The organism is Thiohalorhabdus sp., assembly GCF_046545655.1.
Taxonomy (GTDB): domain Bacteria; phylum Pseudomonadota; class Gammaproteobacteria; order Thiohalorhabdales; family Thiohalorhabdaceae; genus Thiohalorhabdus.
This window is the reverse complement of the sequence record NZ_JBKGZG010000036.1, coordinates 1-26,144: the sequence shown is the minus strand read 5'-3', so window position 1 is coordinate 26,144 and position 26,144 is coordinate 1. Positions and strand designations below refer to the sequence as shown.

Below are 26,144 nucleotides of genomic sequence, written 5' to 3'. Positions count from 1 at the left end.
GGGGAACAGTGGCTCGATGATCTCTTCCAGGGCGGTGCGGAAAAGCCGTTCGGTATGCCGGGCGAACTCGCCCCCGAAGTAGTCCCGGCGGGTCCGGGGAGCACTGCCGTACCAACTGCGATAGATGGCGTGGATGTCGCCGCGGGCCCCCGGGCTCGCTTCGATTCCGCGGAAGTCGAGGTGCTCGGCCTCCCCCCGGTAATAGGCCAGGGCGGCGGGCCCGGATATGGAGATGCCGGCATGGGTGGGTGGGCCGCGGCCCGGACTGAGCATGCCGGTGGTCTGCTCGGTGTCCAGGTCGAAGTCGACCAGAACCCGGTGGAAATCGATGCCGTAGTAGCAGGCGGCCACCGCGTGGCCTGCCTCATGGATGCAGACCTCGAAATCCAGGGGAGTATGGGTCATACCCGGGCCTTTCGAGCGGATGGTCCTGCTATTTGGACGCCGGCTCTCCGGGAGGGTTCTGCGATGCCAGGCTACCGGTCATTGACCGGCAAAAAGGCGGCCGCGGCTTCGTGGAATGGGCATTCGATGCGGGGCGGCCGGTTCTCACAAGGGCGAGGCCGACCGCCCGCTGCCCGGTTCAGGCCTGCTGGGAGGTCTCCTCGCGAAAGAGCTGGCGGATGTTGCTGCGCAGCTCTTCGGTGTCCTGCTCATGGTGGACGGAGACGGCATGCTGCACCGCGGCCTCCATGAGCTCTTCGGGGTCATCGGCGGCGATGGATACCGTGCAGGCCATCTCACTGGGCAACTCCCGGCAATCCACGTACTGGCGGCTCATGAGCCCCCTCCTTTAGGCTTTCCTGCGTCCCCGGGCCGTTTTGCCCCGGGAGTGGCTGGCCAGTCCCCCTAAGCCCATCGGGGACGCACGTGCAGGATAGGCCCCACTCCCTTCTTTCCACTATTCGGTTCACCGGAAAAACCGTCAATATCTTTTTCCCCCAACCGGCGGGCCCTCTGAACGCCTCCCAATCTTTTCACGGCGCCTCGAGGCGCCTCCAAACCCATATCGGCGTTCTGTGGGGGAGGAGACCCGGTTCGCCCTGGAAGGAACGGCCCGAGTGGGCCATATTGGGGTCGGAACCCCTTGTTCAGGAGGCCTTTTGGGGGTGGTCCCATTCGCGACGTTATAGGTGCGTACCCGTGAAAAAGATTGCAGCGGCGGCCACTGTGATTTTCCTCTTGTTGCTGGGCGGGGCCTATTACTATTTCTCGATCGGGGGGTATGTTGTCCGGCTTACGGAACCGGAAATCCAAAAGCAGCTGGACGAACAGCTTCCGCTGACCAAGACGTACCTGGTTATCATTGAGGTCACCTTAAACAACCCGAGAATCGATCTCGTCGAGGACTCCGATAGAGTCCGGGCCGGCCTGGACGTCGAATTCAATATAACCGGGTACCAGGGCTCGAAGCCTTTGGAGGGTACTGTTGATGCAACCTCCGGGATTGCCTATAGAGCAGAAGAGGGCCAATTCTATCTGTCGGATCCGGTTATTGAGGCTTTGAAGGTGCAAGGGATATCCGAGGAATATATGGACAAGGCCAAAAAGGCGCTTACCGAAGCGCTTGCCGAATACTACAAGGATCAGCCCATATATACCCTCGATCCCGAGGATAGGAAGCAAGCGGTTGCGCGCATGGTCCTGAAGGATGTCCGCGTAGAGGGCGAGGAGCTTGTGCTGACGCTGGGGGTCTGAGCCTGGCCGTTGCATCCATTATCTAAAGGCCACCCAGAAGGGCGCGCCAGGGCGTAATCGGGGATGTCAGTGAACAAGGAGGCTGCCCCGCCGCGCTCAAAGCGTCGGAGTATTGGTGGGAGGGATATGGGGGATGTTTTCGGTTTGACGGCTGTGTGAGGTAGTGCTGTAACGGTGGGGACGGCGGCGCTCGGCCGCCCGTTGGCTCCGGCGGCGGCCGGGAGCCGGCCTCCACCATGCACAACGCGGCACCGGAAGATGCACACGATCATCCCCATCCCGTTCCGGCTACTGGTTCTTTGCGCGGCGTTGGCGGCTGGCCTTTCCGCCGTCCCGGCGCAGGCTGACGAGGCGCCCCGCGCCCGGCCGGCCGTGGAAACCGACCCCGAGACGGGCCTGAGGGAGTGGCAATGGGACGGGGAAGGGCTCTCGGTGGAAATGGGTCAGCTGCTGCCGGACCAGGTCCGGGCCTTCTTCATAGGGCGCGGATTCGAGGATTCGATGGCGGACCGGGTCGCGCAGCGGTGCGCCTTCTGGGGGAGCATCGGCAATACCGGGCGGGAGGGCTCGGTCAAGATCGACCTGGGCCAGTGGCGGACGCTCGGGAGCGGCGGCACGGCCCCCTTGCTCTTGAACAGCCACTGGCAGCGGAAGTGGGAAGAGGAGGGCGTGCCCCGTGGGCCGCGCACCGCCTTTCGCTGGACGGTATTGCCGGCGGAGCATCGCTTTGCCCCCCAGGACTGGCTTATGGGGATGATCGTCATTGATCGGCCGCCGGGCGCGGACTTCGACCTGGAGCTGCGCTGGCGCGAGGGCGATGAGCAGCGGCGCCGCATCCTGCCCGGTCTTTCCTGCGCGCCCGAGTGAAACGCCCTTTGGCGCCGGTGGCGTTCCCTCCTGTTGGGGCCGTGCGGAGGATCCGGAGCGCTCGGGCTCCCGCCGGGGTCCAATTCCGAAAGTCGCCACCGCAGGAGGGCGCCATGGGTACGCTGACCCCCGGTATGGTGGCCGGCAGCATCCGCCTGCCCGATCGCACCGGCAACGTGGTCTCCACATGGCGGTTCAAGGGCCGCCAGCCGCTGGTCTTGGTGCTGTGGGACGGCGCCGGGTCCGCTCTATTGGACGGCTTCGCCGCCCGCTATTCCGACTACCGCGCCGCCGGGGCCGAGGTGCTGGCCATCGCCGCCGCCTCGCCCCCCGAAGGGGAGTATCCCTTCCCCTTGCTCCAGGATGCGGAGGGGGCCACGGCCCGGCTGGCGGAGCGGCGGCCGGCGGTGCTGGTGTTGGACGAGCAGGGCGAGCTCTTCCACCGCACGCAGGGCCCGGAGGCGGCGCGGCCGGACCACCGGGACCTCCTGGAATGGGTTCGCTTCACCTTCCTCCAGTGCGAGGAGTGCGGTCCCCACGCCGAGAACTGGCCCCGCCGCGACCCGGGGTTCTAGGGCGCACGTAACTCTTAAGGACACCCACTTGCCCGCTCCCGGTCCCCGTTCCGGGGCGACCGGGGACAAGGCCTGGGTAGGACCCGCCTAGCGCTCCTCCGGCGGCAGCGCCATCTTGCCGTACTTGGCCAAGGCGGCGCGGCGTTCCCGGGCGATGCGGCGGGCCTTGCCCACCATGGGCTTCAGCTCTTCCGCGGCCGCCAGGGAGTCCTCCACGGTGGCGGTCTTGCGGGCCTGCCCCGGGGCCGACGCGAACTGGGGCTTGTGCGGCATATTGGATTCATCCGGCTGGTCCGCCATCTCTCTCTCCTGTGGTTGATCCAGCGGGTCTGGGAACCCGTATTTGGATTGCAACTTTAAAGGCACACTTTGGCCTTGCACCCCGGTCGTAAAGGGCCAGTCGAGCCGCCGAAGACCTCCCCCTACGCAGCCCGTTCCAGCCGCAGGTTCGGCTTTACTCCCCCGGCCCGTAGCCAGGGGACGACCCGGCGTGCCGGGTGCAACTACCCTTCCTGATCGGTGAACTTCACCATCCGCGTCACCTGGATGTCCGAGATGAACACCACGCCGGAGTGCTCGCTGAAGAAGGGCGCGAACCCCTCCAGGATGGGCTCGACCATGTCCTCCGGGACGGCGGCGATGATCATGATCAGCACGTCGTCCTCGTTGAACATCAGGTGCCCCTCGTGGAAGCCGTGGCTCCCCTTGCCGGAGAGGTTGTGCATGATGGTGTAGCCTTTCACCCCGGCCCGGTCGAGCAGATCGGTGGCGAAGCTCTGGTGCTCGCCGCTGAGGATGATCTCGAGCTTCTTCAGGGGGCTGAAGTTGAGGTTATGCATGCTGCGCTGCCTCCTGGGGGCTGGGGCGGGCGATGGTCCCCGGCCGGGGCCGCCATTGGCCGTCCTCGTAGGCGGTCACGGTGCCGGTCTCGGGGTCGAGGACGAGCAGACGGATCCAGCCGTTGCGCACCAGCTGCTTGACGGTGGCCACGTTCTCTACGGCGGCCCGGGCCTGCTCCAGCGGTGCCTCGATCACGGTGATCAGGCGCAGGGGCTGGTGGTAGGGCGCGCCCCGGTCGAGCACGGTCTGGGACGGCAGGCCGGTGCGCAGGTCGCCGAGGTTGCCGGTCATGACCCCGAAGCGGCCGGCGACGTTGTGGTAGACCTTGCTGCCGCTGCCGAAGCGTTCGTTGTCCACGGTGGAGAAGTAGTGCTCCATGTTGATCCACTGGCCCACCACCAGCGGCCCAGTGAGGATGGTCTCCAGCAGCCGGCGCCTGGGGTCGATGCGGTAGTCGTAGGAGTGGAGGAAGGCACGGCCTTCCAGGGACACCCCCTGCGTCAGGGCGCGCCGCCCGATGAGGAAGTAGGCGTTGCCGGACAGGCCCCATTCGGGGCGCACCTGGGACCAGTCCATGGAGTTGCGCTGCGCCTCGCGGTAGGCGTCGCCGGGCGCCCCCTCCACGGCGGGGTCTTTCAGGGTGGGCATGCGCTCCCGGGCGCAGCGGCGCGAGGCGGCCCGCAGGCCGTTGTGCAGCCGGTCGAGGTAGGCCACGTGGGTGCCGGGCAGCCGGTCGAGGTCGGCCAGCCGCAGCTCGTCGGTGGTGGTGTCGTGCAGGGCCGCCACGAACCAGGCGTCGTCGGGGATGTCGATCCCCTGCTCCCGGAGGGCGTCCCGCACCTCGGTCCGGTTGGCCATCTCCGCCAGCAGGCGGGCGTTCACCAGCCCGTGGTTGCCGCCGCAGGCGCCGCAATCCAGGGCCGACTCGTAGGGGTTGTTCTCCGAGGTGCTGCCGTGGCCCACCAGCAGGACGAAGCGGGAGAAGCCTTCGGTCAGGCCGATGGCGCGCAGGGCGTTGCCGACGTAGCCGGCCTGCTCGTCGCGGCTGAAGCCGATGCGGCCCAACCGCTCCATCTGCAGCCGGGCGAAGGCGGGGTCGATGCGGTAGACCGTTCGCAGGCGCTCGATGAAGGCCCGCTCGTCCTCGGCGTCCAGAGGGGCCGCCTCGGCCAGCTCGGGCGCCCGGGACCGGTTGCCCATGGCCGCCTCGCGCAGCTCGCGCACCATGGTGTCGGTGATGCGCTCCTGGGGCAGGCCGAATTCCTGCTCCACCGCGCTGATGATGACGGCCCGCTGCACGGTGCGCACGATGGAGTCGGCCTGCTCGCGGCTCAGCTTGTCCAGCAGCCAGTGGGTGGCGGGCTGGTGCTCGTGCAGCTGCCGGCGCCAGCGGTTGTACTGCCGGGGGATCAGCGTCTTGCCCACCATGTCCAGGCCGAACAGCAGGCCGATGGCCTCCACGGTGACGAAGGGCCCGACAACCGACTCCTTGAGCGCGTGCAGGGCCTTTTCCAGGGCGGTGACCGCGTCCGGGTCCCGGGGCGCGGAGACGGGCAGCTCCATCACCAGGTTCTTCGGCGAGAGCAGCACGGGGCATAGGGGGGTCTCGGTGCCCTTGCCCAGCTCCATGAAGCTCACCGGTACCCCGAAGAAGCCCGCGATGCCGTAGGTCTGGTAGTCGCCGGCGGCCTCCAGGTGGCGCCGGATCCGCTCCGAGCGGGTATCGATGCAGAACAGCGCCTGGGCGAAGGGGCGCTTCTCCCGCGGCGCCGGGGGCTCCGGGTGCACTTCTCCCAGCAGGCGGTCGGCGGCCCGGGCCTCCATGGCGCGCAGCCAGACCATGCCTTCCGCGCGCTCGAAGGCGTCCAGGGTGTCCAGCAGCCCTCCCAGCGCGTCCCCGGAGAGCCGTTCGAGGGTGCCGTTCCCCTCCGACCGGGCGGCCAGGGCCTGCAGTCCCTCGGCTTGGCGCAGGGCCTCCTGGTCGCGCTTGGCCCGGACGTAGTCGGCGAAGACGCGCTCGATGGCCCCCGGCCTGCCGCGCGCCAGCGCCTGTTCCACGCGCGGGGCCTGCGCCGGCAGGATGGCCCCGCTCTGGAGCTCGTGGCGGAGGTAGGTTTCCCTGGGGCGCTCCTCGATGGCTCGCTCGATGGCCCCGGTGGTGGTGGCAAGGGCCTTGCGCTCGGTCAGGAGGGCCAGGGCGAGGGTGAGGCGGATCGCCAGCAGGTCCACCAGGTCGCCGGGATAGCGCGTGCTCCAATGGTAGTCGGCGGCCTGGGAGCGCCACCGGATGAAGCCGGCCCAGCCGTGCAGGCGGGCCAGCTCGCGGGTGAAACAGCCTGCCCAGCGCGACTCGGGCACCTCCAGGGCGCGCATGACCCGGTCGATCACCTCCTCCGGCCCGCTGGCCTGCGCCAGAATGCGCTCCACGTGGAGGCCGCGCAGAGCCAGCCGGCCGTTGCGCACGGCGAGCTGGCGCCAGGCCTCGAAGAATCCCTGCTCGCGCCCCGGCATGCCCCACACCGACTGGCCCTCGTCGAAGAAATCCAGGCAGCTCTTGACCACCAGCTCGTCCAGCTCCGCGCCGATCTCCGTGCCGTAGAGGGCGTCCACCGCCTCGTACACCGGCCGCTCGCCCAGCAGCGCCCCGCGCAGGCCGTCGGTGAGGGCCGCTGGCTCCGGGGCGGGGTCCGCCGTCGGCGTCGCGCCGGCCAGGGCCGCCCGGACGTCCTCCGCCCCGGCCAGCGTGCGGCGCGCGGCGACGGGCTGCTCCACTTCCGTGAGCAGGGCCAGGAGCCAGCGCGGCAGGTCGATGCCCGGTACGGGGTCGCGGTCGGCGGCGAAGGCCTCCACCTCGGCGGCGAGGCGCTCGCGGTCCACCCGGCCCTCGGCGAGGTAGCGCTGGTACTGATGGCGCGGCAAGAAGCCCCGGGCGTGGAACAGCTCCTCGCCCTTCGCCACGGCCTCGGCGAAGGGCAGGTGCTCCAGGCCGTGCAGGGGGTTGTGGTGGATGAAGGAGCGCATCGGCCAGAAGAAGGGGATGGGCTCCCCGGCCACGTAGACCGTGGTGCGGATCTTCAGCCTCTTGCCCAGGGACAGGCTCATGGCAGGTCTCCTGTGAGGAGCAGGCCGCCGGCGGCGAGCGCCAGCAGGGCGGCGGCGTAGGCCCAGGCGGAGGCCGCGCCCAGGTCCGCCACCCGGTACCCGGGCGCCTCCGGGGCGGCCGCCCCCACTACCAGGCCCTGGATCATGCGCGCCCCCGCCCAGGTCCAGAGCAGCCAGACGGCCAGCAGGACGAGGCTCACCGCGGGCATGCCCGGGGTGCTGGCCACCAGCAGCGCCAGCAGGGTGAAGAAGGCGGGAAACAGCGGCAGGGCCACGCTGGCCAGCACCGCGGCCACCAGCACCCCGGAAAGGCGGGGCAGGGTCTGGGCCAGGCCGGTGGTCAGGCCGGCGTAGGCGGCGCCGAAGCGCCGCTCCAGCCCGCCCGTGAGCAGGGCCACCAGCGCCAGGGGCGCGCTCATCCCCAGGGCGTGCAGGTGGGCGGTCCCGGTGGCGGCGCCCGGCTCCGTCAGCCACAGCAGGGCCCACAGGGAGGCGGCGAGGAAGGCCGTCCACTGGCCCAGCTCGCGCAGGGCGAGGGCGCGGAAGGCGTAGAGCGCCGCCGTCCCCAGGGCCAGCGCCAGCAGCCAGCCCGGCGGCGGTCCGTCCGCCGTGGCCGCCAGGGCCAGGCCGAGCTGCGGCCAGGCAAGCAGCAGGATTGCGCGCCCGACGCTGTGCCCGGCCCGCTGGTACAGGGCGGTAAAGGCCGCGCTGAGCGGGAACAGGGGCAGGAACACCGCGGCCAGCAGAAAGGTCGCCAGGGACATGTCAGACCCACCTCATCCAGACGTTGAGCCGTCCCGCGGCCGCCAGGAGCGCCCGGGTCAGGCGGGTGTAGAGGTCGGGCAGGTAGAGCTCTCGGGAAACCAGGGCGTAGAAGCTGGTCCAGGCCCGGCGCGCCTCGGCCCGATGGTGGTGGCCGTTGTGCTCCGCGTAGTAGGTGAGCAGCCAGCCGAGCACGATGGCGGCGGTGACGAGCCCGACGAGCAGATCGAACCAGAAGGGGTCCACCTCGGCGGCGGCGTAGATCCCGGCGCGGAAGGACTCGTCCGGATACAGGAACAGGTCGAAGGCGTGGCTGATCAGGGTGTAGCCCACCACCACCACCGCGAAGGAGAGGATGCTCAGGATGACCATCCGCCGCAGGTTCCGGGCCCCCATGCGGTAGGTGGCGAACAGCAGCTGCGCACCGGTCACCCAGCCGAAGAACAGGAGCACCACGGCCCCCTGCTTCTGGAAATAGTCCGCGGCCACCAGCCAATGGGCCAGGGCCAGGATGGAGACCGGGACGGCCAGGGTGACGGCGGCCATCAGCAGCCAGGGCAGTCGGCCGGGGGCCGGCCGCCGTTCCACGACGAAGGTGTAGAGGTCGTCCTTGGGCGCGCCGTTCTCCCGGCGCGCCGCGTGGATGACGCCGCCGGCGCCCAGGAACAGGGTGCCCTTGAACAGGCCGTGGGCGATGAGGTGGAAGATGGCCAGGGAGAAGGCGCCGATGCCGGTCTCCATGATCATGAAGCCCATCTGGCCCATGGTGGAGTAGCCCAGCGACTTCTTGATGTCGTTCTGGGTCAGCATCAGCATCGAGCCGATCAGGGCGGTGACCAGCCCCACCACGAACACCCCGTGCAGCACGATGTCCGTGTGCACGTACACGGGGGCGAAGCGGTTGATGAGGAAGCCGCCGGCGTTGACGATGCCGGCGTGCATCAGGGCCGAGACGGGAGTGGGTCCGGCCATGGTGTAGGGCAGCCAGGTGTGCAGCAGGAACTGCGCCGAGCGGGCGAAGGCGGCCAGGGCCACCAGCCCGCCCACCGCCTCGGCCAGGGGCAGGCCCAGGTAGGTGTGCCCCCCCGGATCGGCCGCCATGGCCGCGAAGATCTCCGGCAGCGACCAGGTGCCGTGGGCCTGGTACAGCAGGGCCGCCGCCAGCACCAGCGGCAGATCGCCGATGCGGTAGGTGATGAGGGTCCAGAAGGCGTACCGGTGCGCGGAGGGGTCGCGGGTGTCCTGGCCGAGCAGGAAGTAGAGCAGCACGCCCACCAGGTGCCAGGCCACCACGAGGGTCACCAGGTCGCCGGCGGCGACCATGGCCAGCAGCGCCGCGGTCATCAGGTCCAGCAGCACGAAGAAGCGGATGTAGCCCGCCTCGTCGGCCATGTAGCGCAGGGAGTAGACGTGGACCACCAGGCTGATCCCGGCGATCACCACGGCCATCAGGGTGCTCAGGGGGTCGAACAGCAGCGTGCCCCAGGCACCGCCCAGGCCCACCTGGCGCGTATCGGCGCCGCTCACGGCGAGCCCCAGGGCGAGGGCGGCGAGGCCCAGGGTCGCGGCCGTGAGGGCCACGCTCAACCGGGCCCCCCTGCGGCCCAGGTGCGGGGCCAGCAGGTGGATCAGTGCGGCCGAAAGGAGCGGCAGAGCCGCCACCACTGCGATGAGCCCTTCCATTCCCTGCCTCGACCCCCGTTGCGCGGCCTGGCCGCCCCCGTTCCCCGGGGCGGCTGCGGGACCTGCCGGATTGCTGGACTTGCGTGGCTGCCGTCGCCGGGCTGCGTACCGACGGTCGGGCCCGGATCCGGGAGGCAGGGTTCAGTCTACGAAGGGGGGTATCGGGGCAAAAATCGATAAATCGAATGGGTCCCATTGCCCAGGACCGATGCCCGGGGGTACCCAAGGGGAAAAGGTGGGGCCGGAAGCCGCTCAAAGGCGGTCTCCGGGGGAATCCGGTTGTGGCTCCCTAAGGGTTCATACCATTTTACCTCCCGGACCGGTGGCGGGAGCCTATCCAGAAGGGCCACACAGGCTCCGGTCCAGGCACCCGGCTCCGGCCGGATCGGCTCCTTCGCGCCTGCCGGGGCCCGGATCGGCGGCCCGGAATGGTTCCGGAACGGAGGTGCGACCATGAATACCTACATGATCCTGTTCGGGTTCACCGACCAGGGGATCCGCAACATCAAGGAGAGCCCGGCCCGGGTGGAGGCCGCCAAGGAGACGGTCCGGGCCATGGGGGGTGAGATGAAGGACTTCTACGGGATCCTCGGGCACCCGCATTACGACACCATCTTCATCTTCGACGCCCCCGACGAGGAGGCGGTGGCCAAGATGGTGCTCGCCATCGCGGCCGGCGGCAACGTCCGGACCGAGACCCACCGCCTGTTCCGCGAGGACGAATACCGGGAGGTCGTCTCGGGCCTTCCCTGAGCCGGGGCCGGGCCCTTTCCCCTCCTTACTTTCCGCGCATGGCGGCCTCGATGCGCTCCCCCACCTCCTCGTCGATGTTGCGCCAATACTGGAAGGCCCGTTCCAGGACCGGCTCGGAGACTCCCGCCGACAGGTGCCCGACCACGTTGGAGACGAGGCGGTCGCGGGCCTCCGCATCCATCACCTCCCGGACGAGGGCGTGGGCCTGGACGAAGTCGCCGTCGTCCCGGCGCGGGGTGTAAGCGTGGCGGACGAGCTCGCCGCTGGCGGACCAGGTCGCCGCCTCGGGATAGCGTTCCGGGTCGGCGGCGGGGCCGCCCTTGGAATTGGGCGCGTACACCGGATCCGAGACGTTCTGCACCCGCATGGCGCCGTCCTTGCTGTAGCTGTGGACCGGGCATTTGGGCGTGTTGACGGGGATCTGCTTGTAGTTCACCCCGAGCCGGGCGCGGTGGGCGTCCGCGTAGGCGAGCACCCGCGCCAGCAGCATCTTGTCGGGGCTGAACCCGGTGCCGGGGACCTGGTTGTTGGGCTCGAAGGCGGCCTGCTCGATCTCGGTGTGGTAGTCGGTCGGGTTGCGGTCGAGGGTCAGCTTACCCACCTCGATAAGCGGGTAGTCCCCGTGCGGCCATACCTTGGTCAGGTCGAAGGGGTTGAAGCGGTAGGTCTCCGCCTCCTCGAACGGCATGATCTGCATGTACAGCGTCCAGCTCGGGTGGTCGCCCCGTTCGATGGCGTTGTACAGGTCCCGGGTGTGGTAGTCGCTGTCGCTGCCGGCCAGGCTGTCGGCCTGCTCCTGCGTCAGGCACTTGATGCCCTGGTCGGTCTTGAAGTGGTACTTGACCCAGTATTTCTTCCCCTCGGCGTTGACCCACATGTAGGTGTGGCTGGAATAGCCGTTCATGTGCCGCCAGCTCGCCGGGATGCCGCGATCGCCCATGAGCCAGGCCACCTGGTGGGCCGACTCCGGCGACAGCGTCCAGAAATCCCACTGCATGTCGTGGTCGCGCAGGTTGGTGTCGGCGCGCCGCTTCTGCGAGCGGATGAAGTGCTGGAACTTCATCGGGTCGCGGACGAAGAAGACCGGGGTGTCGTTCCCGACCATGTCGAAGTTGCCTTCCCCGGTGTAGAACTTCACCGCGAAGCCGCGCGGATCCCGCCAGGTATCGGGGCTGCCGCGCTCCCCGGCGACGGTGGAGAAGCGGATCAGGACATCGGTCTTGGCGCCCGGCTGGAGGAAGGCCGCCTTGGTGTAGGCGCTCACGTCCTGCGTGACCTCGAAGCGACCGAAGGCGCCGCCGCCTTTGGCGTGGGGCTGGCGCTCGGGGATCCGCTCGCGGTTGAAGTTGGCCATCTGCTCCATCAGGTAGTGGTCGTGCAGGACGATCGGGCCGTCCGCCCCCACGGTCAGGGAGTGCTCATCGCTGGATACCGGGGCGCCGCCGTCGGTGGTGGTGGGCTTGGATTCATCGGTCATGGTCAAGACCTCGTTGCATGGCGTCAGTGGGCCGCCGGAAGGCGGTCCGAGGGTCGGGCCGGAAACCGTCCCTTTAGAATTCGTCCATCAGGGGCCATGCAACGTTCCGGAGCCAAGAGGGTGGAAGGAGGAACCGAAGCAGGGCTGAGGTTTGCCCAAGCTACAGGGCCAGGGGCGGCGCACGGCAGGCTTCGATTCCGGCTTTACCCATGGCCTCGCGGAGAAGGGGGACAAGATTTTCGGGGATTCTGGGTAGAGGCAGGCGGGTAGGCGCAATAGTGGTGTGGTGCCCCACCCGGGCTCCCAGGATGCTACCCTTTGCCCACCCAACGGAAACCCGAGGACCCGCCATGAGGTTGTTCCGGCTCGTCAGCCTGATCGAGGGGCTGTCCCTGCTGACGTTATTGCTTGTGGCCATCCCCCTGCGTGCCTACCTCGGCCTGCACGAGGCGGTGTACTACGTGGGCTGGACGCACGGCGTCCTGTTCCTGGTCTACGGTGCCCTGGCGCTGGTGGTCAGCCACCGGCGGGGGTGGTCCATCGCCTATTGGCTGATGGTGTTCCTGCTGGGCGCCGTGCCCTTCGGCTTCCTGGTGGTGGACGCCCAGCTGAAACGGGCCCTGCGCTCCTCGGAGGTGCTGGAGGGGGCCTGAGCCCCGATTGAGCGGGGAAGCCGGAAAGCCAGCTTCCCCGCCCCGCGAGGACCGGGGGTCATCGGCCTCAGGGCGCCTTCTCCAGATGGATGGCGGTGGGCACCGGGTTGCGCAGGATGTCCAGCACCGGCGAGGTCTTCTGCACCTGCTCGCTCAGCTCCGCCAGCTTATCCTCCGACGCATCCGTCTGGATTCGGCAGGATAGCCGGATGTTCTCGTAGCCCGGCCGGGTGCTTTCCGACAGCCCCAGGAAGCCGTGGAGGTCGATGTCCCCCTCCAGGTCCATTTCCATCCCGTCCACCCGGATGCCCTGGGCGGCGGCGTTGTAGGCGAAGCCCACGCTTACGCAGGAGGCCAGGGCGTGGAGCACCGTCTCCACGGCGTTGGCTCCCTTGTTCTCGCCCAGGAGCACCGGCGGCTCGTCGGAGTCCAGCACGATGGGCTCGCTCCGGGTGTCGTCCTCCTGGCCGGCGCCGTAGAAGGACTGGATGGTGGTACGGGAATGGCCGCCGTTGACCCACTGGTTGCTGGCGCGGAACCGGAACTTCGCGATGTCCGGCTGCTCCTTGATGGCGCCTACGGTGTCCACCAGCTGGTCGACGTCGACCCCGTTCACTACGGTTTTCGTGGTCATCTCCGTTACCCTCCGGGGTGCCTTCGCTACCCCCAGGTTTGGGGTGCCCGGCTGCGTGGGGCACCCGGTCCTCGATTCAGCACGCCCCGGGGTCGGGGTGGCGGTTATCTTTACAATCTACGCCTGCCGTCCCCGCGGACAAGCTGGGGAGAGGGCGTAGGGCGCTCGCGGATTGGATTAGGGAACAGGAAACCATGGTCAAGCACATCGTGATGTGGCGCCTGAAGGACCAGGCGCGGGGCAACAGCCGGTCCGCCAACGCGGAGCTGGTGAAGGAGAAGCTGGAGGCCCTGGAGGGGCGCATTCCGGGGCTGCTGACGGTGGAGGTGGGGCTGGATTTCAGCGCCACGGGCAGCTCCGCCGACGTGGTCCTCTACACCGAGCTGGAGAGCCGGGAGGTCCTGGAGGCGTACCAGGTCCATCCCGAGCATGAGGCGGTAAAGGCCTTCATCGGGGAGGTTGCGGCGGGGCGCTGGGTGGTGGACTACGAGGTCTAGCCAGGAAGGCTGAACAGGTTGGAGGGTTGGCGGCCCCCGATCTCCGGGGGCCGTTCCCTGGCTGGCCCTACTGGTTCACCGGCGATTCCGGGTCGAACAGGTAGCCCAGCACGTCCTGGATCTTCTCCTTGTCCAGGATCCCGTTGGCGCCGAGGCGTGGCATCTTGGTGCACGGGAAGTTGACGTGGGGGTTGTAGATCATCTCGTAGGCGAACCGCACTATGGATTCGCCGGAGCCGCGGTCCTTGCCGTAGTTGGCCAGGCTCGGGCCGATGGTGCCGGACCGGTGCGACTTCGCCGACTCCATCTCGTGGCAGTTGATGCACATGCCCCCGGTCTCTTCCTCGCCGTGGTCGTCCACCTTGTGGCCGACGCGGAAGCCGAAGGCGTTTTCGGCGATCTCCTGCCCCCGCTCCCAGTCGCCCAGCTCGATGCCGCCTTCCGGGTATTCCATGTTCTCCCGGGCCATCTCGCGCACCTTCTCGGCGGTCTCGGTGTCGATGTCCCCGCCCTCCAGGGCGGAGCAGGTCTTCTGCAGCTCGTCCTGTTTCAGGCGCTCGCGCACCGTGGTCCCTTCCTGGGTCTCCTCGTCGAGGTCGAAACCTTCCTTCTCGAAGATCAGATGGTTCGCCAGCTCCTCGGCGCTCATCTCCGTGTAGTCGGCCCGCTCGCCTTCGGCGGACTCCGCCACGGCCGGCCCGGCGGCGAGGAGGGAGACGGAGGCGAGAGCGGCCAGGCCCGTCCGTATCGAGCTTCCGTATTCCATTCGGTCTTCCTCCGTGCTCAGCGCTTCAGGTCGGGCAGAATCGCGGGCTCGCCGCGGGCGGCGTCGTTCCAGAAGGTCATCACCGCGACGGCGGCGTCCGAGTCCGGCTCAACCAGGCCCTGCCGCATCTGCCAGTAGCATCCGCGCAGACGGTGGTAGTTGCTGCGCACCTCCTGATGGCCCACCCGCCGGGCCGGCCAGGAGATGGATTTGGTCCACTCCTTGGGCTCGTTCATGTTGGGGAGCACCGAGGCGCGGATCCGCTTGCCGGTCTCGCCGTGGCAGCTGTTGCAGCTGAAGTCCATGGGGCCGGCCCGACGGTAGAACAGCTTCTCGCCCGCGTCCCGCATGGCCTTCTCCATGGGATGGTCCATGGGCGGACCCCACTCGTAGCCGTTGGACTTGCTGGCGATGTAGGTCTGCAACTGCATCATCACGGAGTCGGAGCCGTGGCGCTCCGCGATCTCCGGATCGTCCTCGGAGAAGCCCTGGATGGTCTTCATGCAGTGCACCAGGCGGGTCTCCAGCGTCATCACCTTGCCCGTGTCCTCGAAGTAGCGCGGCAGCTCGGCCACCGCCCCCTCGAGCTCGCCGGGGCCCTTGCCGAAGTCGCATTTCTCCAGGGACGCGTTGTTGGGGCCGCGCTTCTCGTGGAACAGATCCTTGCCGTCCTCCGCCACGAAGTATGCGGGGTTGTCGGGCATGAGCTGCAAGTTCTGCTGGCTCTGGGTGAGGTAGTCGGAGCCGGTCTCCTCGATAAGCATCTCCAGGATCTCCTGGGGAGGCTCGTTGGTGCACTCCAGACACTGGGCCTGGGCGACTCCCCCTAGGAGCAGGGCCGCGGGCAGGCCCAGCAGCCATTTCCCGTAGGAGTACAGTTTTTTTGCGGTTCCTTGCATGGCCTCCTCCTGTAGGCCGGGGCGGGGGTACATCCGGGTGCCGGCAGAGGTGGCGCCTGCCTCCTCCGTGGCCTCCATCTTTTCAACATAGAACCCCTTTTTCGCCGGTGTCCACTGGCGGGGCCGGAGGTAGGCAAGTTGCGTGGGAAAGCCCGGCGCCCCGGGGCTTTCCCCAAGCGCGGTTTCCCGATACGGTTTCTGCCGGATAAGGACGGGGTGCTCGACATGGTGCGGGACAGGCGTCCTGTTCCTGCCGCGATCGACGCGGGCACCGGGGCGAAGCACCCCTGCAGGCGCGACCCATCGGGAAAGGGGGGGTATCCCATGAAGCTGGAGAAGGTAAGGGGTGTGGCCATGGCGGGGGTGATGCTCGCCTCCTTGCCGGCAGTGGCCGAGGCGGGAGCGTTCGACTGGCTCAAGGAGATCAATGTCCGGGCCGAGGCCGATCGCTCGGGATTCCTGGCCCGGATCGCCGCCCGCTTCGAGGTGGAGGACGTCCGGGTGAGAGCCGTGCTGAGCAAGGTGGAACGGCCGGCGGACGCCTACATGGTTTTCCGCCTTGGGGAGCTGTCGGGGAGATCACCCGGTTACATCCTGGAGCGCTACCGGGCCCATGGGGAACAGGGTTGGGGTGCGCTCGCGAAGCGCCTGGGGATCAAGCCCGGTTCCCGGGAATTCCACGCCCTCAAACGCGGCCCGCGCCTGTACCGGCGGGACTCCCGCGAGAAAGAGAACGTGCGGGAAGAGCGCCATGGCCCGGGACGGGGCCCCGGAAACGCGCCGGGGAGGGGGCGCGGCAACGGCCCCCCGTCCCGGTAGGCGCGCGCGGCCGCTTTCTTCCAGGGGCGGCCCCGCGCCCCTCAGCCCTCCCGGCGTCTTTCCTCCGCCTCTCCCCCTTCGTCGTAGCCCGCCCGGACGTAGTCCACCCCGTGCGTGAGCACTTCCTTCCACGCGGCCTCCAGCTCGGCGTCGAGCTCGGGATCGTGCCGACGTACCGCTTCCACCATGCTGTCGACCCAAAAGTCGTAGAGATCCGGCGGGATGTTCATCTGGGCCTTGCTGTGGGTTTGGCGGATGCGGTCCATGGCGGCCTGGGCGGTGGCGCTTCCCTCGTAGAAGGAGATGACGTTGTTCACGCCCTGGCGCAGGAGGGCCTTCTGCGCCTCCCATTCCGTGTTGGCGAAAAGCTCTCGGACCCGGGGGTCGCTGTCCAGAAAGATGTTGTAGAAGGTGCCGAAGACGTCCCCGTTCAGAAGGCAGCGGCCCAGGCTGCGTTTGACGGCGGTGGCGTTCGGATCGGCCACGGACTTTCCCCTTTTGTTCTTTTCCCTTGTTCCGGTGAATGGCTCACCGGAGCCTGGCATAGCATTCCGTATGCAATTTTTTTTGTTCGAGGTCAAGAGGACGGGGCGGCATAACGATCCCATTGAGAGGGCGTTTTTTAAGAAAATTTCTTTATATTTTTATATTCGGAAATTCTTTTTCTAAGGTGCGGGGGCAATAGGCCGAAGGGCAAGGCGGGGTGCTTTCCGACCCCAATAGAGGGCCCTTCCGATAGGCACGCGCCGCGGGGGGCCAGAGGGTCCGAGGGCAGGCGACGAAGCCTGGCGGGGCTTGCCGCGAGGGCGGTCCCTCAGGCGGGGCGCAGGAAGTCGGGGTCCAGCAGCGGCTCGGTGTGGGGCCGGAGGAGGGTGTCGGGGTAGGTGCGCTCGGCGCCGTTCTTGATGAGGCCCGCCGCCCGGCCCTGCACGGGGAGGGGCCCGACGGTGCCCACCGCGTCGCCGTCCCCCAGGGCCACCAGCAGGCCCAGGCGGGTGGGGGCGTAGGCGGCCACCGGGGGGCGGCCACGGGCCCGATCCCGGATCATGGCGGCCAGGTAGCGGCCCTGGTTCATGGCCTCGGTGGCGGTGGCCGGGGTGGTGGCCTCGGTGCCGTCCGGGCCGGTGCGCACCGCGCAGTCGCCGGCGGCGAGAATGTCGGGGTGGTCGGGGACGCGCAGGTGGGCGTCCACGGTGACCCGGCCATGGGCGTTGGCGCCCAGCCCGGCCTCCTTCAGGAGGCCCGGTGCGCGGATGCCGCCGGCCCAGGCCAGCACCCCGCAGGGGAGGCCTGCGCCGCCCAGGACCGCGGTGTCCTCCGAGAGCCGCTCCAGCGGCGTGCCCAGGCGCACCTCCACGCCCTTGCGCTCGAGGATGCGCCGTGCGGCCCGGCCGTGGCAGGGCTCCATCTCGGGCAGCAGGCGGTCGCGGGGCTCGCACAGGAGCAGACGGATGTCGCCCAGCGGGGCCCCGTGACGGTCGGCGAGATCGGGCAGACGGTGGGCCAGCTCGCCGGCGAGCTGGCAGCCGGTGTAGCCGCCGCCGGCCACCACGGTGGTCAGCAGGCGCCGGCGCTCGGCGGCGTCGGTCAGGGGCGCGGCCCGTGCGTAGGCCGTCTCCAGGGCGTTGTGCAGGTTCTCGGCGTCCTCGCGGGTCCGCAGGGTGTGGGCGTGCTCGGCCAGGCCGGGGATGTCCGGAGTGGCGGGCCGGGAGCCCAGGGCCACCACCAGCACGTCGTAAGAGAAGGTGCCGGCGTCCGTGTCCACCCGGCGGGGAGTGGGGTGGAGGCCCTGCACCGTGGCCTGGTGCAGGTGGATCCCCTCCAGGGGCAGGCGCCCGAAGTCGATGCAGGCCTGATCCGGGGTGAGGGTGCCGGCGGCCACCTGGTGCAGCCAGAAGATCACCTGGTGGCAGGGGGCGCGCTCCACCAGGTCCACCTGCACCTCCCCGGGGAGCTGGCCCCGGGCCCGCATGGCACCGAGGTCCAGGGCCGCGCGCAGGCCGGCGTAGCCGCCTCCCAGGATCAGGACCCGCACGGTGCCTAGCCCTCCCCGGCCTTTCCGGAGCCGCCCGGCTCCTCTTCCTCCCGGGGCCCGCCCTCGGCCCGGGGCTCCTCCTCCCGACGGCTGGCCAGATGGGACTCCTCCAGGGGCACCTGCACCTCCCGGGCCACCTCCTCCAGGATCCCCGAGAGCACTCGGGGTCCGACCGCCAGCCCGCGCAGGGCGTTGGCCGCCCCGTGCCGGAGGCCTTCCCGCGCCGGCCCGGGCAGCCAGGATAGCGGCGTGGCGGCGGCCTCCAGCCCCAGCCGGGCGGCGCGGGTGGCCAGCTCCGTGGCGTCCTGGAAGCTGCAGCCGGCCTCGCCCGGCTCCGCCGACTCGCCGGTGGGATGCTCGCTGCGGGGCTCGTCGGACATGTCGCTTCTCCTCGAAGGTGGGGCCGTTCGCCGGGGGTCCGGAGCTAGGCAGGCGGGGCCTCTTCGGCCGGCTGCCAGCGGCCGATGAAGCGGTGGACCACCCCGGCCCCCACGGCGTCGCCCCAGACGTTGGTGGCGGTGCGGAAGCGGTCCAGGAGCCAGTCCACCGCCAGCAGCAGGCCGATGCCCTCCAGCGGCAGCCCCACGGCGTTGAGGACGATGACCATGGTCACCAGCCCCGCCTCGGGGATGCCGGCGGCGCCGATGGCGGCGAGGGTGGCCGTTACGAACACAATAGCCTGTTGCCCCAGGGTCAGGTCCAGTCCATAGGCCTGGGCGATGAACAGGACCGCGCAGGCCTCGTAGAGGGCCGTGCCGTCCATGTTGATGGTGGCTCCCAGGGGCAAAACGGTGCGCGAGGCCCGGGGGTCCACGCCGTTCTCGCGCACGCCCTCCATGGTCAGGGGCAGGGTGGCCGAGGAGCTGGCGGTGCCCAGGGCCACGAACAGGGCCCGCAGCATGGTGACCAGGTAGGAAAGGCCCCTTCCGGCCACCAGCCACAGGATGGCGAACAGCACCACGGCGTGGACGGCGAGGCCCGACACCACCGTTACCACGTGCCAGGCCACGGCGGTGAGCTGGCCCACCAGGGCCTCCCCTCCGCCGGCCTCACCCAGCCGGCCCGCCACCAGCCCAAGGATGCCCAGGGGCGCCAGGTACATGAGCCAGATCACCAGCTTCATGAGGATCTCGTTGAAGCCCTGGAAGAAGTCGGCCACGGGTCGGCCCGGCTCGCCCACCGCCAGCATGGCGACGCCGAAGGCCAGGGCGAAGAGGATCACGGGCAGGAGCTTGGTGTCCGCGGCGGCGGCCACCAGGTTGGGGGGCAGGATGGACTCGATGAAGGCCTGGGCGTCGGCGCCGCCCCGTTCGGCGATGCCCTCGGGCAGCTCCCCGGCCGCCTCCAGGCCCGCCGTGGCCCCCGGCTGGATCCAGTTCACCATCAGCAGGCCGATGAGCACGGCGACGGCGGTGGTGGCCAGGTAGTAGCCCACCGTGACCCCGCCCAGCGCGCCGAAGTGCCGCATGTCCCCGACGCTGGCCACGCCGCTGATCACCGCCGCCAGCACCAGGGGGATGACCAGGATCTGCAGGGCGTTCAGGAACACCGTGCCCATCCAGGCCACCGCCCCCACGGCGGGTCCGCCCTGCCAGCCGATGGCGATTCCGGCGAGCACCCCCGCGATGATCCCGGCGAGGACGGCGGCGGCGTGCTTGTGCGGCATGGGAGGAGATCCTTGGTGGGTGGCGGGAAGCGGAGCGGCGGACATCGTGCGCCTAGTTCCGGAAGGAGTTAGGATAGCCGTGTCCCCAACCCCCGGACAAGCGCGGAGATGGAACGAGCCATGTGGATCCGTGTGTGCCTCGCCTGGACGGTGGCGGTGCCGCTTCTGCCCGCCCAGGCGGAGGCCAGCTCCGGACAGTCCGCTCTGGATGCCGCCTCCTCCCAACCCGCCGTGTCGGCGGTCACCCGGCCCAAGACCTTCCAGCTGCGGGAGGAGGCCTCCCTGCGCGCGCGCCCCGAGGGGACGGAGGTGGCCCGCTGGGAGGCCGGCACGATGCTTACCTCCAGGCGCCGGCACAAAGATTGGGTGCGCGTCACCGGACACTTCCCGGAGAAGCGCTGGCGGCCCATGGAGGAGCCCCGCTGGGTGCGCGCGGACCGCCTGCGGGTCGTGCGCCCTTTCGGTCCCAAGCGGCCCGTGTCGGAGCCCAGCCGTGCCCGTACCTACGGGGTGGAGGAGGAGGTGGCAGTGCGGGATCGGCCCCGGGGCCGGCCCGTGGCCTCCTGGGAGGAGGGCGAGCGGTTCACCGTGCGCCGGCGCCAGGGGGAGTGGCTGGAGGTGTCCGGGTACTTCCCGGACGATCGCTGGGAGCCGGCGCAGCGCTCCCTCTGGGTGCCGGCGCGGGCGGCCCGCGACCTGAGCCCGCCGCCCGACATCCCGCTGCCCGAGGGGGCGCGGCGGCGCATCGTGGTGGACAAGTCCGCCTTCGAGCTGCGCGTCCTGCAGGAAGGTCCCGAGGGCGAAACCCGGCAGGTCTACGCCACCGAGGTGGGCCTGGGCATGGACGACTGCCTGCCGGAGGAGGAGGGCGGGCGGTGCTATTCCACCGAGCCGGGGGACTATGCGGTGCGCTGGCGCATCCACGAGCCCGACGGCATCGACTGGTGCATCCCCGACTCCATGGCCGAGGAGGCCCGCTACGCCGAGGACATCGCCAACGGCCAGCGCTGCTTCGACGGGGTCCTCGGCAAGTTCGCCCTGAACATCGGCAAGAGCTATGCCATCCACGCCACCAATGATCCGGACAGCATCGGCCGCAAGGAGAGCCACGGCTGCATCCGCGTGCGGCCCGAGGCCGCGGAGACCCTGTGGCGGTACATGCGCGAGGGCGACCGGGTGACCATCCGGCCCTGAGGGGCCGCGCCCCTCAGGGCGGGTCGGGTCCGTCGAGCCCGGGCGCGGGAGTTAAGTACGCGCTCACCGGATCCTGGACGACCGCCCCCGCGATGCGGGCCGGATAGCGGGCCTCCAGGCGCGCCACCCGACCGCGGATGGCCTCCTCCGGGGTGGTGGAGGCGAAGCAGGGGGCGAACCCTTCCCGGGGGTCCGCCCCGGTCCCCATCCCACTCTCCAGGAGCAGTTCGAGCAGCCCGTCCAGGGTCTCTGCCTCCCCCTGCGGGCCCGGGTCCGCCCCCAGCCAGCACACGTACCACTCCCCTTCGTGGCCGATGCTTTCCCGCACCCGGGGGCTCGCAGCGCCGGGCTCCACCCCCATCTGGCCGAGCCGGGCCACGGTCTCCGCCGGCGCCGGGTCCTGCCAGATCCCCAGCAGGGGGTCTTCCGTCCGTGCGGCCCCCGCCTGATTGCGGCGAAACCCCAGGAACTGCCCCACTGCGCGACAGGTCCTGGACAACGGATTGCCGGCATGAGCCACCACCAGCAGGCTCACGGCCGGCCCGCCGTCCTACTGCCCGAGGGGATGGGCCGGGGCATGGGGCGACGGGCCCCGCTCATGCCAGCCTCTTCCAGGCACCCGGCTCCGGAGCGGGCCCCAGGGCGGCGGAGGGCCCCCGGGGGCCGGGAGGCCCCGGCGGATCCGCCGGCGGACCATCCCCGGCATGGGGGCGGCGGAACTGGATCCCGGTGCAGCCTTCCACGGCGGGATGGACGTTGCCGTTGGCGAAAGCCGCCCGGTCCGGATGATCCTGGAAGCCGGATAGGGCGCTCGGGTGGCAGAGGCGAACCCGCCAGGCGCACCGATAGGGCGCGTCCGGGCTGGTGGCCCGGATGCCGACCGCCTCCCGGACTCCGGGCATGCGGCGAAGGATGCGCTCCCCCCGGGCCAGGGCCTCCTCCACCTCGGCCTCCGGGACCTCCGCGAGGTTGCACAGCAGGAGCTGTTCCGCGTTATCCCACGGGGTGCACTGGGCCAGTACCTCGGCCGCGCGCCCGGCGGCCCCCCAGACCCGCATGGCGCGCTCGGCCTCGGTGGCGGTGGGGGAAGGGGGGGCGCCGAACCGGAAGGCGGCCACGCCGTGCCGGATCAGGCGGGGGTACTGGTCTTCCGACAGGCCGCCTTCGATGTCCAGCGACAGGGGGGCCTCCAGCGCCTTGTGGATGCGCTTGATGCGGTTGGGGTCGGCGCGCCCCTTGCCGGAGGAATCGTCGGGCTTGCCGGGGGCCAGCCGCAAGCCGTCGATGCCCGCCTTTTCGGCGAATCGCCTCACCTCGGCGGGGGTGGTGACGGTCCCGGGATCGGGCTCGGCCTCCGCAGCCAGGCCGCAGGCACGGGCGGTGTCCGCAACCCCTTGGGCCTGTTGGACCGTTTCGGGAAAGCCGTCTCCGCCGCACCGGATGAGCAGCCCGTTGGCGCCGAGCCGGATGGCGTGCGCGGCGGCCTCCGGATCCCCGGGCACCGCCACCTGGATGGCCACGGGCACCCGGGCCCGGTGGCCCGCCACCTCCATGGCGGGAAGAACCATCTCCAGCCGGCTCCCGTCGGTGGCCTCGGGGGTAAGCACCACCGGCGCCCGGGAGGCCTCGGCCGCCTCCATAACCGCGTGCAGGGACTCCATATCCCCCACGGTGAAAACGCCCACGGCGTACCCGTGCTGGTACGCGTGGGCGAGCATGTCGTTCATATCGATCAGGGCCATGGTCAGCCGTTTCCTCCTTGGCCGCGGGTCCCCCGCACGGGTCCGCCCCTATTCCTATCCCCCCGGTCAGGGGGCGCTTGCTACCAGTCGGGCAATCCTGCGCTTGCATTTCTGACCAAATCACGCAAGTATTCTGGCGCCTCGAACGCATAAATAAAATTCGTTATGTCGATCGAACGCATAGGTAAAAATCAATGCCTGGAGCCGAAAAGGACCTGGCGCGGCGGGTTACCCTGCGCCAGCTCAAGATCTTCGAGGCCCTCGCCCGCAACCGGAGCGTGACCCGGGCCGCCGAGGAGCTGTACCTGACTCAGCCCACCGCCTCCATGCAGGTGAAGAAGCTGGCGGACGCCGTGGGCATGCCGCTTTTCGAGCAGGTCGGGCGTCAGGTCCACCTGACCGAGGCGGGACGGGAGCTCTACGAAACCTGCATCGAGGTGTTCGGCAGCCTGGGGCGGCTGGAGATGCGGGTGGCGGACATGGAGGGGCTGCGGCGGGGGACCCTGAGGGTGGCCGTGGTCACCACGGCCAAGTACTTCGCGCCGCACGTGCTCGGCCATTTCAAGCAGCGCTATCCCGGCATCGACGTCTCGCTGAAGGTCTCCAACCGCGAACGGGTCCTGGAGCGGCTGGCCATCAACGAGGACGACCTCTACATCATGGGGCAGAAGCCCTTGGAGGGCCTGGAGATCGAGGCCGTCCCCATCGCGCCCAACCCGCTGGTGGTCATGGCCCCCCACGGCCACCGCCTGGACGGCGAGCAGGGGATAACCCTCGAGCGGCTGGCCGAGGAGCCGTTCATCGCCCGGGAGGCGGGCTCCGGGATCCGGGAGGTCACGCAGCGGCTGTTCGAGTCGGCCGGCCTGCGGCCGAATATCGCCATGGAGCTGAGCAGCAACGAGGCGATCAAGCACGCCGTTGCCAGCGGTCTGGGAATCTCCGTCCTGTCGCTGCACAGCCTGGCCCTGGAGGGGACGGACGGGCCCTTGAACATCCTGGATGTGGAGGGGTTTCCCCTGGAGCGCCACTGGTACGCGGTCTACCCGCGCGGCAAGAAGCTGTCGGTGATCGCCGAATCCTTCCTGGATTTCATGGTGGAAGAGGGCAACCGCGTGGCCGAACAGATGGAGGAGCTCCTGAGCACCCTGCCCCGGGCGCCGTCCCGGCCCCCTTCCGGCGATGCGCAGCCGGCCCCGGACGGGGGGGCGGACCGCTAGGGATCTCCCCGCCGAACGCTTGCCCTCCAGGGGCCGTCCCGAACGGGGCGGCCCCTTCTTTTCCTACCCGCCTCAACCGCGTTCCCGGCCCCCCCGCGCGCGGGCGGCGGTCCGCCCGCAGGCCCCGTGACGACGGGATATTCCACGCCCCTCTATGCGTTTCATCGACGGAATCGATTGGAATCTATTTCGGCCGATCCGCTAGCTTTCCCGTCCGGCAACCCAACCGCGGCAAGCGAGGAGTATTCCGAGATGGCAAGCAAAACCTACGACGCTGGGGTCAAGGACTACGCCCAGATGTACTGGACCCCGGATTACGTCCCGCTCGACACCGACCTGCTGGCCTGCTTCAAGGTGACCCCTCAGCAGGGCGTGCCGCGGGAAGAGGCGGCGGCGGCCGTGGCGGCCGAGTCCTCCACCGGCACCTGGACCACCGTGTGGTCGGACCTGCTGACCGACATCGAGTACTACAAGGGCCGGGCCTACCGCATCGAGGACGTGCCCGGCGACGACGAGGCCTTCTACGCCTTCATCGCCTACCCCATCGACCTGTTCGAGGAGGGCTCGGTGGTGAACGTGCTCACCTCGCTGGTGGGCAACGTGTTCGGCTTCAAGGCGATTCAGGCCCTGCGCCTGGAAGACCTGCGCTTCCCCATCGCCTACATCAAAACCTGCATGGGCCCTCCGTTCGGGATCCAGGTCGAGCGCGACAAGATCAACAAGTACGGCCGGCCCATGCTGGGCGGCACCCTCAAGCCCAAGCTCGGCCTGTCCGCCAAGAACTACGGCCGGGTCTGCTACGAGGCGCTCCGCGGCGGCCTGGACTTCACCAAGGACGACGAGAACGTTAACAGCCAGCCCTTCATGCGCTGGCAGGACCGCTTCGAGTTCGTGGCCGAGGCCGTGCATAAGGCCCAGGCCAAGACCGGCGAGCGCAAAGGGCACTACCTGAACGTGACCGCCCCGGACCCGGACCAGATGATCGAGCGCGCCGAGTTCGCCAAGGAGCTGGGCATGCCCATCGTCATGCACGACTTCCTGACCGGCGGCTTCTGCGCCAACACGGGCCTGGCCAAGTGGTGCCGCAAGAACGGCATGCTGCTGCACATCCACCGCGCCATGCACGCCGTGATCGACCGCAGCCCCAAGCACGGCATCCACTTCCGCGTGCTCGTCAAGTGCCTGCGCCTGTCCGGCGGCGACCATCTCCATACCGGCACCGTGGTGGGCAAGCTCGAGGGCGACCGCGCCTCCACCCTCGGCTTTGTGGACCAGCTGCGCGAATCCTTCGTGCCCGAGGACCGTTCCCGCGGGGTGTTCTTCGACCAGGACTGGGGCTCCATGCCCGGCGCCATGGCCGTGGCCTCGGGCGGCATCCACGTGTGGCACATCCCGTCCCTGGTGACCATCTTCGGCGACGACTCCGTGCTGCAGTTCGGCGGCGGCACCCTGGGTCACCCCTGGGGCAACGCGGCCGGCGCCGCGGCCAACCGCGCGGCCGTGGATGCCTGTGTCGAGGCCCGCAACCAGGGTCGCGACGTGGAGAAGGAAGCCCGCGAGATCATGACCGAGGCCGCCCGCAACAGCCCCGAGCTGGCTGCGGCCATGGAGACCTGGGAAGAGATCAAGTTCGACTACGAGACGGTGGACAAGCTGGACACCAACTAGGCGCGCCACCCCATCGACCCGAACACCCCGTAGCAACGAGAGGAATTCGTCATGGCGATTTCGGACGAGATGCGGGACTACCGCACCAAGCAGACCATGGAGACCTTCGGCTTCCTGGCCTCCTTTTCCCAGGAGCAGGTCTACGATCAGATCGCGTACGCCCTGGAACAGGGCTGGACCCCGGCCATCGAGCACGAGCACCCCAGCGAGGCCTTCGACCGGTACTGGACCCTGTGGAAGCTGCCCCTGTTCGGGGTGCAGAGCCTCGATGAGGTGGTGGAGGAGCTCGAGGCCTGCCACCGGGCCTACCCGGACCACCATGTGCGCTTCGTTGCGTTCGACGATTACACCCAGAGCCTCGGCACGTTCTTCGTGGTCTACGAGGCCCGCGGCTGAAAGGCCGCCCAGCTAGCCCAATCCACTCGAAGGCAGGGGTGAACCATGGCCGACCCTGAAAAGCAAACCAGCCGGAGCGGGCGCGAGGCCGCCCGCGCCCGCCGCCGGGCCCAGGCCAACCGTGGCAAGGCGGACCTGGGGCAGCCCGGGGCGCGTGCCGCCAGCGGCGGCGGTGCCGCAACGACCGGGGCGCCCGGAACC

28 protein-coding genes are annotated in these 26,144 nt (G+C 69.4%); 11 read left to right on the top strand and 17 right to left on the bottom strand.

Features of this window, described 5'->3' with window-relative positions:
* Together ACLFRB_RS09045 and ACLFRB_RS09040 are read right to left on the bottom strand one after the other, a co-directional pair.
* On the bottom strand, window positions 1-405 hold a 405-nt coding region (locus ACLFRB_RS09045; RefSeq protein WP_411068688.1), incomplete at its 3' end, for a hypothetical protein.
* A gap of 178 nt (window positions 406-583) precedes the next feature.
* Window positions 584-781, bottom strand: coding sequence for a DUF1059 domain-containing protein (locus tag ACLFRB_RS09040; protein ID WP_411068687.1), 198 nt, complete (start codon window positions 779-781; stop codon window positions 584-586).
* A gap of 362 nt (window positions 782-1,143) precedes the next feature.
* Between ACLFRB_RS09040 and ACLFRB_RS09035 the strand changes: the two genes are divergently transcribed.
* From ACLFRB_RS09035 to ACLFRB_RS09025, 3 genes are all read left to right on the top strand, one after another.
* Window positions 1,144-1,698 carry a DUF1439 domain-containing protein gene (locus tag ACLFRB_RS09035; RefSeq protein WP_411068686.1) on the top strand — a complete coding sequence of 185 codons (555 nt, stop codon included), beginning with the start codon at window positions 1,144-1,146 and terminating at the stop codon, window positions 1,696-1,698.
* Window positions 1,699-1,956: 258 nt separating this feature from the next.
* Window positions 1,957-2,565 carry a hypothetical protein gene (locus ACLFRB_RS09030; protein WP_411068685.1) on the top strand — a complete coding sequence of 203 codons (609 nt, stop codon included), beginning with the start codon at window positions 1,957-1,959 and terminating at the stop codon, window positions 2,563-2,565.
* A 113-nt stretch (window positions 2,566-2,678) separates the two neighbouring features.
* Window positions 2,679-3,140, top strand: a complete 462-nt coding sequence (locus tag ACLFRB_RS09025; protein ID WP_411068684.1) for a peroxiredoxin family protein — start codon at window positions 2,679-2,681, stop codon at window positions 3,138-3,140.
* Between the two features lie 87 nt (window positions 3,141-3,227).
* Here ACLFRB_RS09025 and ACLFRB_RS09020 read toward each other — a convergent pair whose 3' ends face one another.
* The 5 genes from ACLFRB_RS09020 to ACLFRB_RS09000 form a co-directional block, all read right to left on the bottom strand.
* Window positions 3,228-3,440, bottom strand: a complete 213-nt coding sequence (locus tag ACLFRB_RS09020; protein WP_411068683.1) for a hypothetical protein — start codon at window positions 3,438-3,440, stop codon at window positions 3,228-3,230.
* Between the two features lie 203 nt (window positions 3,441-3,643).
* Window positions 3,644-3,979 carry a P-II family nitrogen regulator gene (locus ACLFRB_RS09015; RefSeq protein WP_411068682.1) on the bottom strand — a complete coding sequence of 112 codons (336 nt, stop codon included), beginning with the start codon at window positions 3,977-3,979 and terminating at the stop codon, window positions 3,644-3,646.
* Entirely contained in the window at window positions 3,972-7,082 is a 3,111-nt protein-coding gene (locus ACLFRB_RS09010; RefSeq protein WP_411068681.1) for a DUF2309 domain-containing protein, read from the bottom strand. The genes ACLFRB_RS09015 and ACLFRB_RS09010 overlap by 8 nt, the downstream gene beginning before the upstream one ends.
* Entirely contained in the window at window positions 7,079-7,846 is a 768-nt protein-coding gene (locus ACLFRB_RS09005) for a hypothetical protein (protein WP_411068680.1), read from the bottom strand. Before ACLFRB_RS09005 ends, ACLFRB_RS09010 begins: the two co-directional genes overlap by 4 nt.
* A gap of 1 nt (window position 7,847) precedes the next feature.
* The gene (locus ACLFRB_RS09000) at window positions 7,848-9,527 is read right to left on the bottom strand and encodes an NADH-quinone oxidoreductase subunit L (RefSeq protein WP_411068679.1); all 1,680 of its coding nucleotides are present in this window, start codon (window positions 9,525-9,527) and stop codon (window positions 7,848-7,850) included.
* A 453-nt stretch (window positions 9,528-9,980) separates the two neighbouring features.
* Here ACLFRB_RS09000 and ACLFRB_RS08995 point away from each other — a divergent pair, with 453 nt between their 5' ends.
* A complete protein-coding gene (locus tag ACLFRB_RS08995; protein WP_411068678.1) occupies window positions 9,981-10,280 on the top strand; it encodes a GYD domain-containing protein in 300 nt (99 codons plus the stop codon).
* Between the two features lie 25 nt (window positions 10,281-10,305).
* On the opposite strand, the gene ACLFRB_RS08990 is transcribed toward ACLFRB_RS08995, so the two are convergent.
* Window positions 10,306-11,757 carry a catalase gene (locus tag ACLFRB_RS08990; protein ID WP_411068677.1) on the bottom strand — a complete coding sequence of 484 codons (1,452 nt, stop codon included), beginning with the start codon at window positions 11,755-11,757 and terminating at the stop codon, window positions 10,306-10,308.
* Between the two features lie 350 nt (window positions 11,758-12,107).
* Here ACLFRB_RS08990 and ACLFRB_RS08985 point away from each other — a divergent pair, with 350 nt between their 5' ends.
* A complete protein-coding gene (locus ACLFRB_RS08985; protein WP_411068676.1) occupies window positions 12,108-12,410 on the top strand; it encodes a DUF3817 domain-containing protein in 303 nt (100 codons plus the stop codon).
* A 67-nt stretch (window positions 12,411-12,477) separates the two neighbouring features.
* Here the strand turns inward: ACLFRB_RS08985 and ACLFRB_RS08980 are convergent, their stop codons facing one another.
* Window positions 12,478-13,044: an OsmC family protein gene (locus tag ACLFRB_RS08980; RefSeq protein WP_411068675.1), complete on the bottom strand. Its 567-nt coding sequence runs from the start codon at window positions 13,042-13,044 to the stop codon at window positions 12,478-12,480.
* A 194-nt stretch (window positions 13,045-13,238) separates the two neighbouring features.
* On the opposite strand from ACLFRB_RS08980, the gene ACLFRB_RS08975 reads away from it, so the two are divergent.
* Window positions 13,239-13,541, top strand: coding sequence for a Dabb family protein (locus tag ACLFRB_RS08975; protein WP_411068674.1), 303 nt, complete (start codon window positions 13,239-13,241; stop codon window positions 13,539-13,541).
* Window positions 13,542-13,608: 67 nt separating this feature from the next.
* Here the strand turns inward: ACLFRB_RS08975 and soxX are convergent, their stop codons facing one another.
* Complete coding sequence (soxX, locus tag ACLFRB_RS08970; RefSeq protein ID WP_411068673.1) at window positions 13,609-14,307, bottom strand: sulfur oxidation c-type cytochrome SoxX; 699 nt, start codon at window positions 14,305-14,307, stop codon at window positions 13,609-13,611.
* Window positions 14,308-14,324: 17 nt separating this feature from the next.
* A complete protein-coding gene (gene soxA / locus ACLFRB_RS08965) occupies window positions 14,325-15,206 on the bottom strand; it encodes a sulfur oxidation c-type cytochrome SoxA (RefSeq protein ID WP_411068672.1) in 882 nt (293 codons plus the stop codon).
* Window positions 15,207-15,530: 324 nt separating this feature from the next.
* Here soxA and ACLFRB_RS08960 point away from each other — a divergent pair, with 324 nt between their 5' ends.
* On the top strand, window positions 15,531-16,025 hold the full coding sequence (locus ACLFRB_RS08960) for a hypothetical protein (protein WP_411068671.1): 495 nt from the start codon (window positions 15,531-15,533) through the stop codon (window positions 16,023-16,025).
* 41 nt (window positions 16,026-16,066) lie between these two features.
* On the opposite strand, the gene ACLFRB_RS08955 is transcribed toward ACLFRB_RS08960, so the two are convergent.
* The 4 genes from ACLFRB_RS08955 to ACLFRB_RS08940 form a co-directional block, all read right to left on the bottom strand.
* On the bottom strand, window positions 16,067-16,510 hold the full coding sequence (locus tag ACLFRB_RS08955) for a globin (RefSeq protein WP_411068670.1): 444 nt from the start codon (window positions 16,508-16,510) through the stop codon (window positions 16,067-16,069).
* A 329-nt stretch (window positions 16,511-16,839) separates the two neighbouring features.
* Window positions 16,840-18,060 carry an NAD(P)/FAD-dependent oxidoreductase gene (locus tag ACLFRB_RS08950; protein ID WP_411068669.1) on the bottom strand — a complete coding sequence of 407 codons (1,221 nt, stop codon included), beginning with the start codon at window positions 18,058-18,060 and terminating at the stop codon, window positions 16,840-16,842.
* A gap of 5 nt (window positions 18,061-18,065) precedes the next feature.
* Window positions 18,066-18,440 (bottom strand): hypothetical protein, encoded by a 375-nt coding sequence (locus ACLFRB_RS08945; RefSeq protein ID WP_411068668.1) that lies wholly within the window; start codon window positions 18,438-18,440, stop codon window positions 18,066-18,068.
* A gap of 44 nt (window positions 18,441-18,484) precedes the next feature.
* On the bottom strand, window positions 18,485-19,726 hold the full coding sequence (locus ACLFRB_RS08940; protein ID WP_411068667.1) for a dicarboxylate/amino acid:cation symporter: 1,242 nt from the start codon (window positions 19,724-19,726) through the stop codon (window positions 18,485-18,487).
* 120 nt (window positions 19,727-19,846) lie between these two features.
* Between ACLFRB_RS08940 and ACLFRB_RS08935 the strand changes: the two genes are divergently transcribed.
* Window positions 19,847-20,920, top strand: coding sequence for a L,D-transpeptidase (locus tag ACLFRB_RS08935; protein WP_411068666.1), 1,074 nt, complete (start codon window positions 19,847-19,849; stop codon window positions 20,918-20,920).
* Between the two features lie 13 nt (window positions 20,921-20,933).
* On the opposite strand, the gene ACLFRB_RS08930 is transcribed toward ACLFRB_RS08935, so the two are convergent.
* Entirely contained in the window at window positions 20,934-21,455 is a 522-nt protein-coding gene (locus ACLFRB_RS08930; protein WP_411068665.1) for a hypothetical protein, read from the bottom strand.
* A gap of 61 nt (window positions 21,456-21,516) precedes the next feature.
* Window positions 21,517-22,662, bottom strand: a complete 1,146-nt coding sequence (locus ACLFRB_RS08925; protein ID WP_411068664.1) for a class II fructose-bisphosphate aldolase — start codon at window positions 22,660-22,662, stop codon at window positions 21,517-21,519.
* Between the two features lie 194 nt (window positions 22,663-22,856).
* Here ACLFRB_RS08925 and ACLFRB_RS08920 point away from each other — a divergent pair, with 194 nt between their 5' ends.
* From ACLFRB_RS08920 to ACLFRB_RS08910, 3 genes are all read left to right on the top strand, one after another.
* Entirely contained in the window at window positions 22,857-23,879 is a 1,023-nt protein-coding gene (locus tag ACLFRB_RS08920) for a LysR substrate-binding domain-containing protein (protein ID WP_411068663.1), read from the top strand.
* A gap of 252 nt (window positions 23,880-24,131) precedes the next feature.
* Window positions 24,132-25,547, top strand: a complete 1,416-nt coding sequence (locus ACLFRB_RS08915) for a form I ribulose bisphosphate carboxylase large subunit (RefSeq protein WP_411068662.1) — start codon at window positions 24,132-24,134, stop codon at window positions 25,545-25,547.
* A gap of 51 nt (window positions 25,548-25,598) precedes the next feature.
* Window positions 25,599-25,943: a ribulose bisphosphate carboxylase small subunit gene (locus ACLFRB_RS08910; protein ID WP_411068661.1), complete on the top strand. Its 345-nt coding sequence runs from the start codon at window positions 25,599-25,601 to the stop codon at window positions 25,941-25,943.
* Window positions 25,944-26,144: the final 201 nt, after the last annotated feature.

Bases quoted from the DNA above. Each gene is read 5' to 3' on its own strand.
- ACLFRB_RS08925 (WP_411068664.1), bottom strand. From the start codon at position 22,662: ATGGCCCTGATCGATATGAACGACATGCTCGCCCACGCGTACCAGCAC.
- ACLFRB_RS08995 (WP_411068678.1), top strand. From the start codon at position 9,981: ATGAATACCTACATGATCCTGTTCGGGTTCACCGACCAGGGGATCCGC.
- ACLFRB_RS08990 (WP_411068677.1), bottom strand. From the start codon at position 11,757: ATGACCGATGAATCCAAGCCCACCACCACCGACGGCGGCGCCCCGGTA.
- ACLFRB_RS09005 (WP_411068680.1), bottom strand. From the start codon at position 7,846: ATGTCCCTGGCGACCTTTCTGCTGGCCGCGGTGTTCCTGCCCCTGTTC.
- ACLFRB_RS09025 (WP_411068684.1), top strand. From the start codon at position 2,679: ATGGGTACGCTGACCCCCGGTATGGTGGCCGGCAGCATCCGCCTGCCC.
- soxX (WP_411068673.1), bottom strand. From the start codon at position 14,307: ATGGAATACGGAAGCTCGATACGGACGGGCCTGGCCGCTCTCGCCTCC.
- ACLFRB_RS08915 (WP_411068662.1), top strand. From the start codon at position 24,132: ATGGCAAGCAAAACCTACGACGCTGGGGTCAAGGACTACGCCCAGATG.
- ACLFRB_RS09030 (WP_411068685.1), top strand. From the start codon at position 1,957: ATGCACACGATCATCCCCATCCCGTTCCGGCTACTGGTTCTTTGCGCG.
- ACLFRB_RS08960 (WP_411068671.1), top strand. From the start codon at position 15,531: ATGAAGCTGGAGAAGGTAAGGGGTGTGGCCATGGCGGGGGTGATGCTC.
- ACLFRB_RS08935 (WP_411068666.1), top strand. From the start codon at position 19,847: ATGTGGATCCGTGTGTGCCTCGCCTGGACGGTGGCGGTGCCGCTTCTG.
- ACLFRB_RS09000 (WP_411068679.1), bottom strand. From the start codon at position 9,527: ATGGAAGGGCTCATCGCAGTGGTGGCGGCTCTGCCGCTCCTTTCGGCC.
- ACLFRB_RS09015 (WP_411068682.1), bottom strand. From the start codon at position 3,979: ATGCATAACCTCAACTTCAGCCCCCTGAAGAAGCTCGAGATCATCCTC.
- ACLFRB_RS08910 (WP_411068661.1), top strand. From the start codon at position 25,599: ATGGCGATTTCGGACGAGATGCGGGACTACCGCACCAAGCAGACCATG.
- soxA (WP_411068672.1), bottom strand. From the start codon at position 15,206: ATGCAAGGAACCGCAAAAAAACTGTACTCCTACGGGAAATGGCTGCTG.
- ACLFRB_RS08945 (WP_411068668.1), bottom strand. From the start codon at position 18,440: ATGTCCGACGAGCCCCGCAGCGAGCATCCCACCGGCGAGTCGGCGGAG.
- ACLFRB_RS08985 (WP_411068676.1), top strand. From the start codon at position 12,108: ATGAGGTTGTTCCGGCTCGTCAGCCTGATCGAGGGGCTGTCCCTGCTG.
- ACLFRB_RS09020 (WP_411068683.1), bottom strand. From the start codon at position 3,440: ATGGCGGACCAGCCGGATGAATCCAATATGCCGCACAAGCCCCAGTTC.
- ACLFRB_RS09040 (WP_411068687.1), bottom strand. From the start codon at position 781: ATGAGCCGCCAGTACGTGGATTGCCGGGAGTTGCCCAGTGAGATGGCC.
- ACLFRB_RS08980 (WP_411068675.1), bottom strand. From the start codon at position 13,044: ATGACCACGAAAACCGTAGTGAACGGGGTCGACGTCGACCAGCTGGTG.
- ACLFRB_RS08940 (WP_411068667.1), bottom strand. From the start codon at position 19,726: ATGCCGCACAAGCACGCCGCCGCCGTCCTCGCCGGGATCATCGCGGGG.
- ACLFRB_RS09010 (WP_411068681.1), bottom strand. From the start codon at position 7,082: ATGAGCCTGTCCCTGGGCAAGAGGCTGAAGATCCGCACCACGGTCTAC.
- ACLFRB_RS08975 (WP_411068674.1), top strand. From the start codon at position 13,239: ATGGTCAAGCACATCGTGATGTGGCGCCTGAAGGACCAGGCGCGGGGC.
- ACLFRB_RS08920 (WP_411068663.1), top strand. From the start codon at position 22,857: ATGCCTGGAGCCGAAAAGGACCTGGCGCGGCGGGTTACCCTGCGCCAG.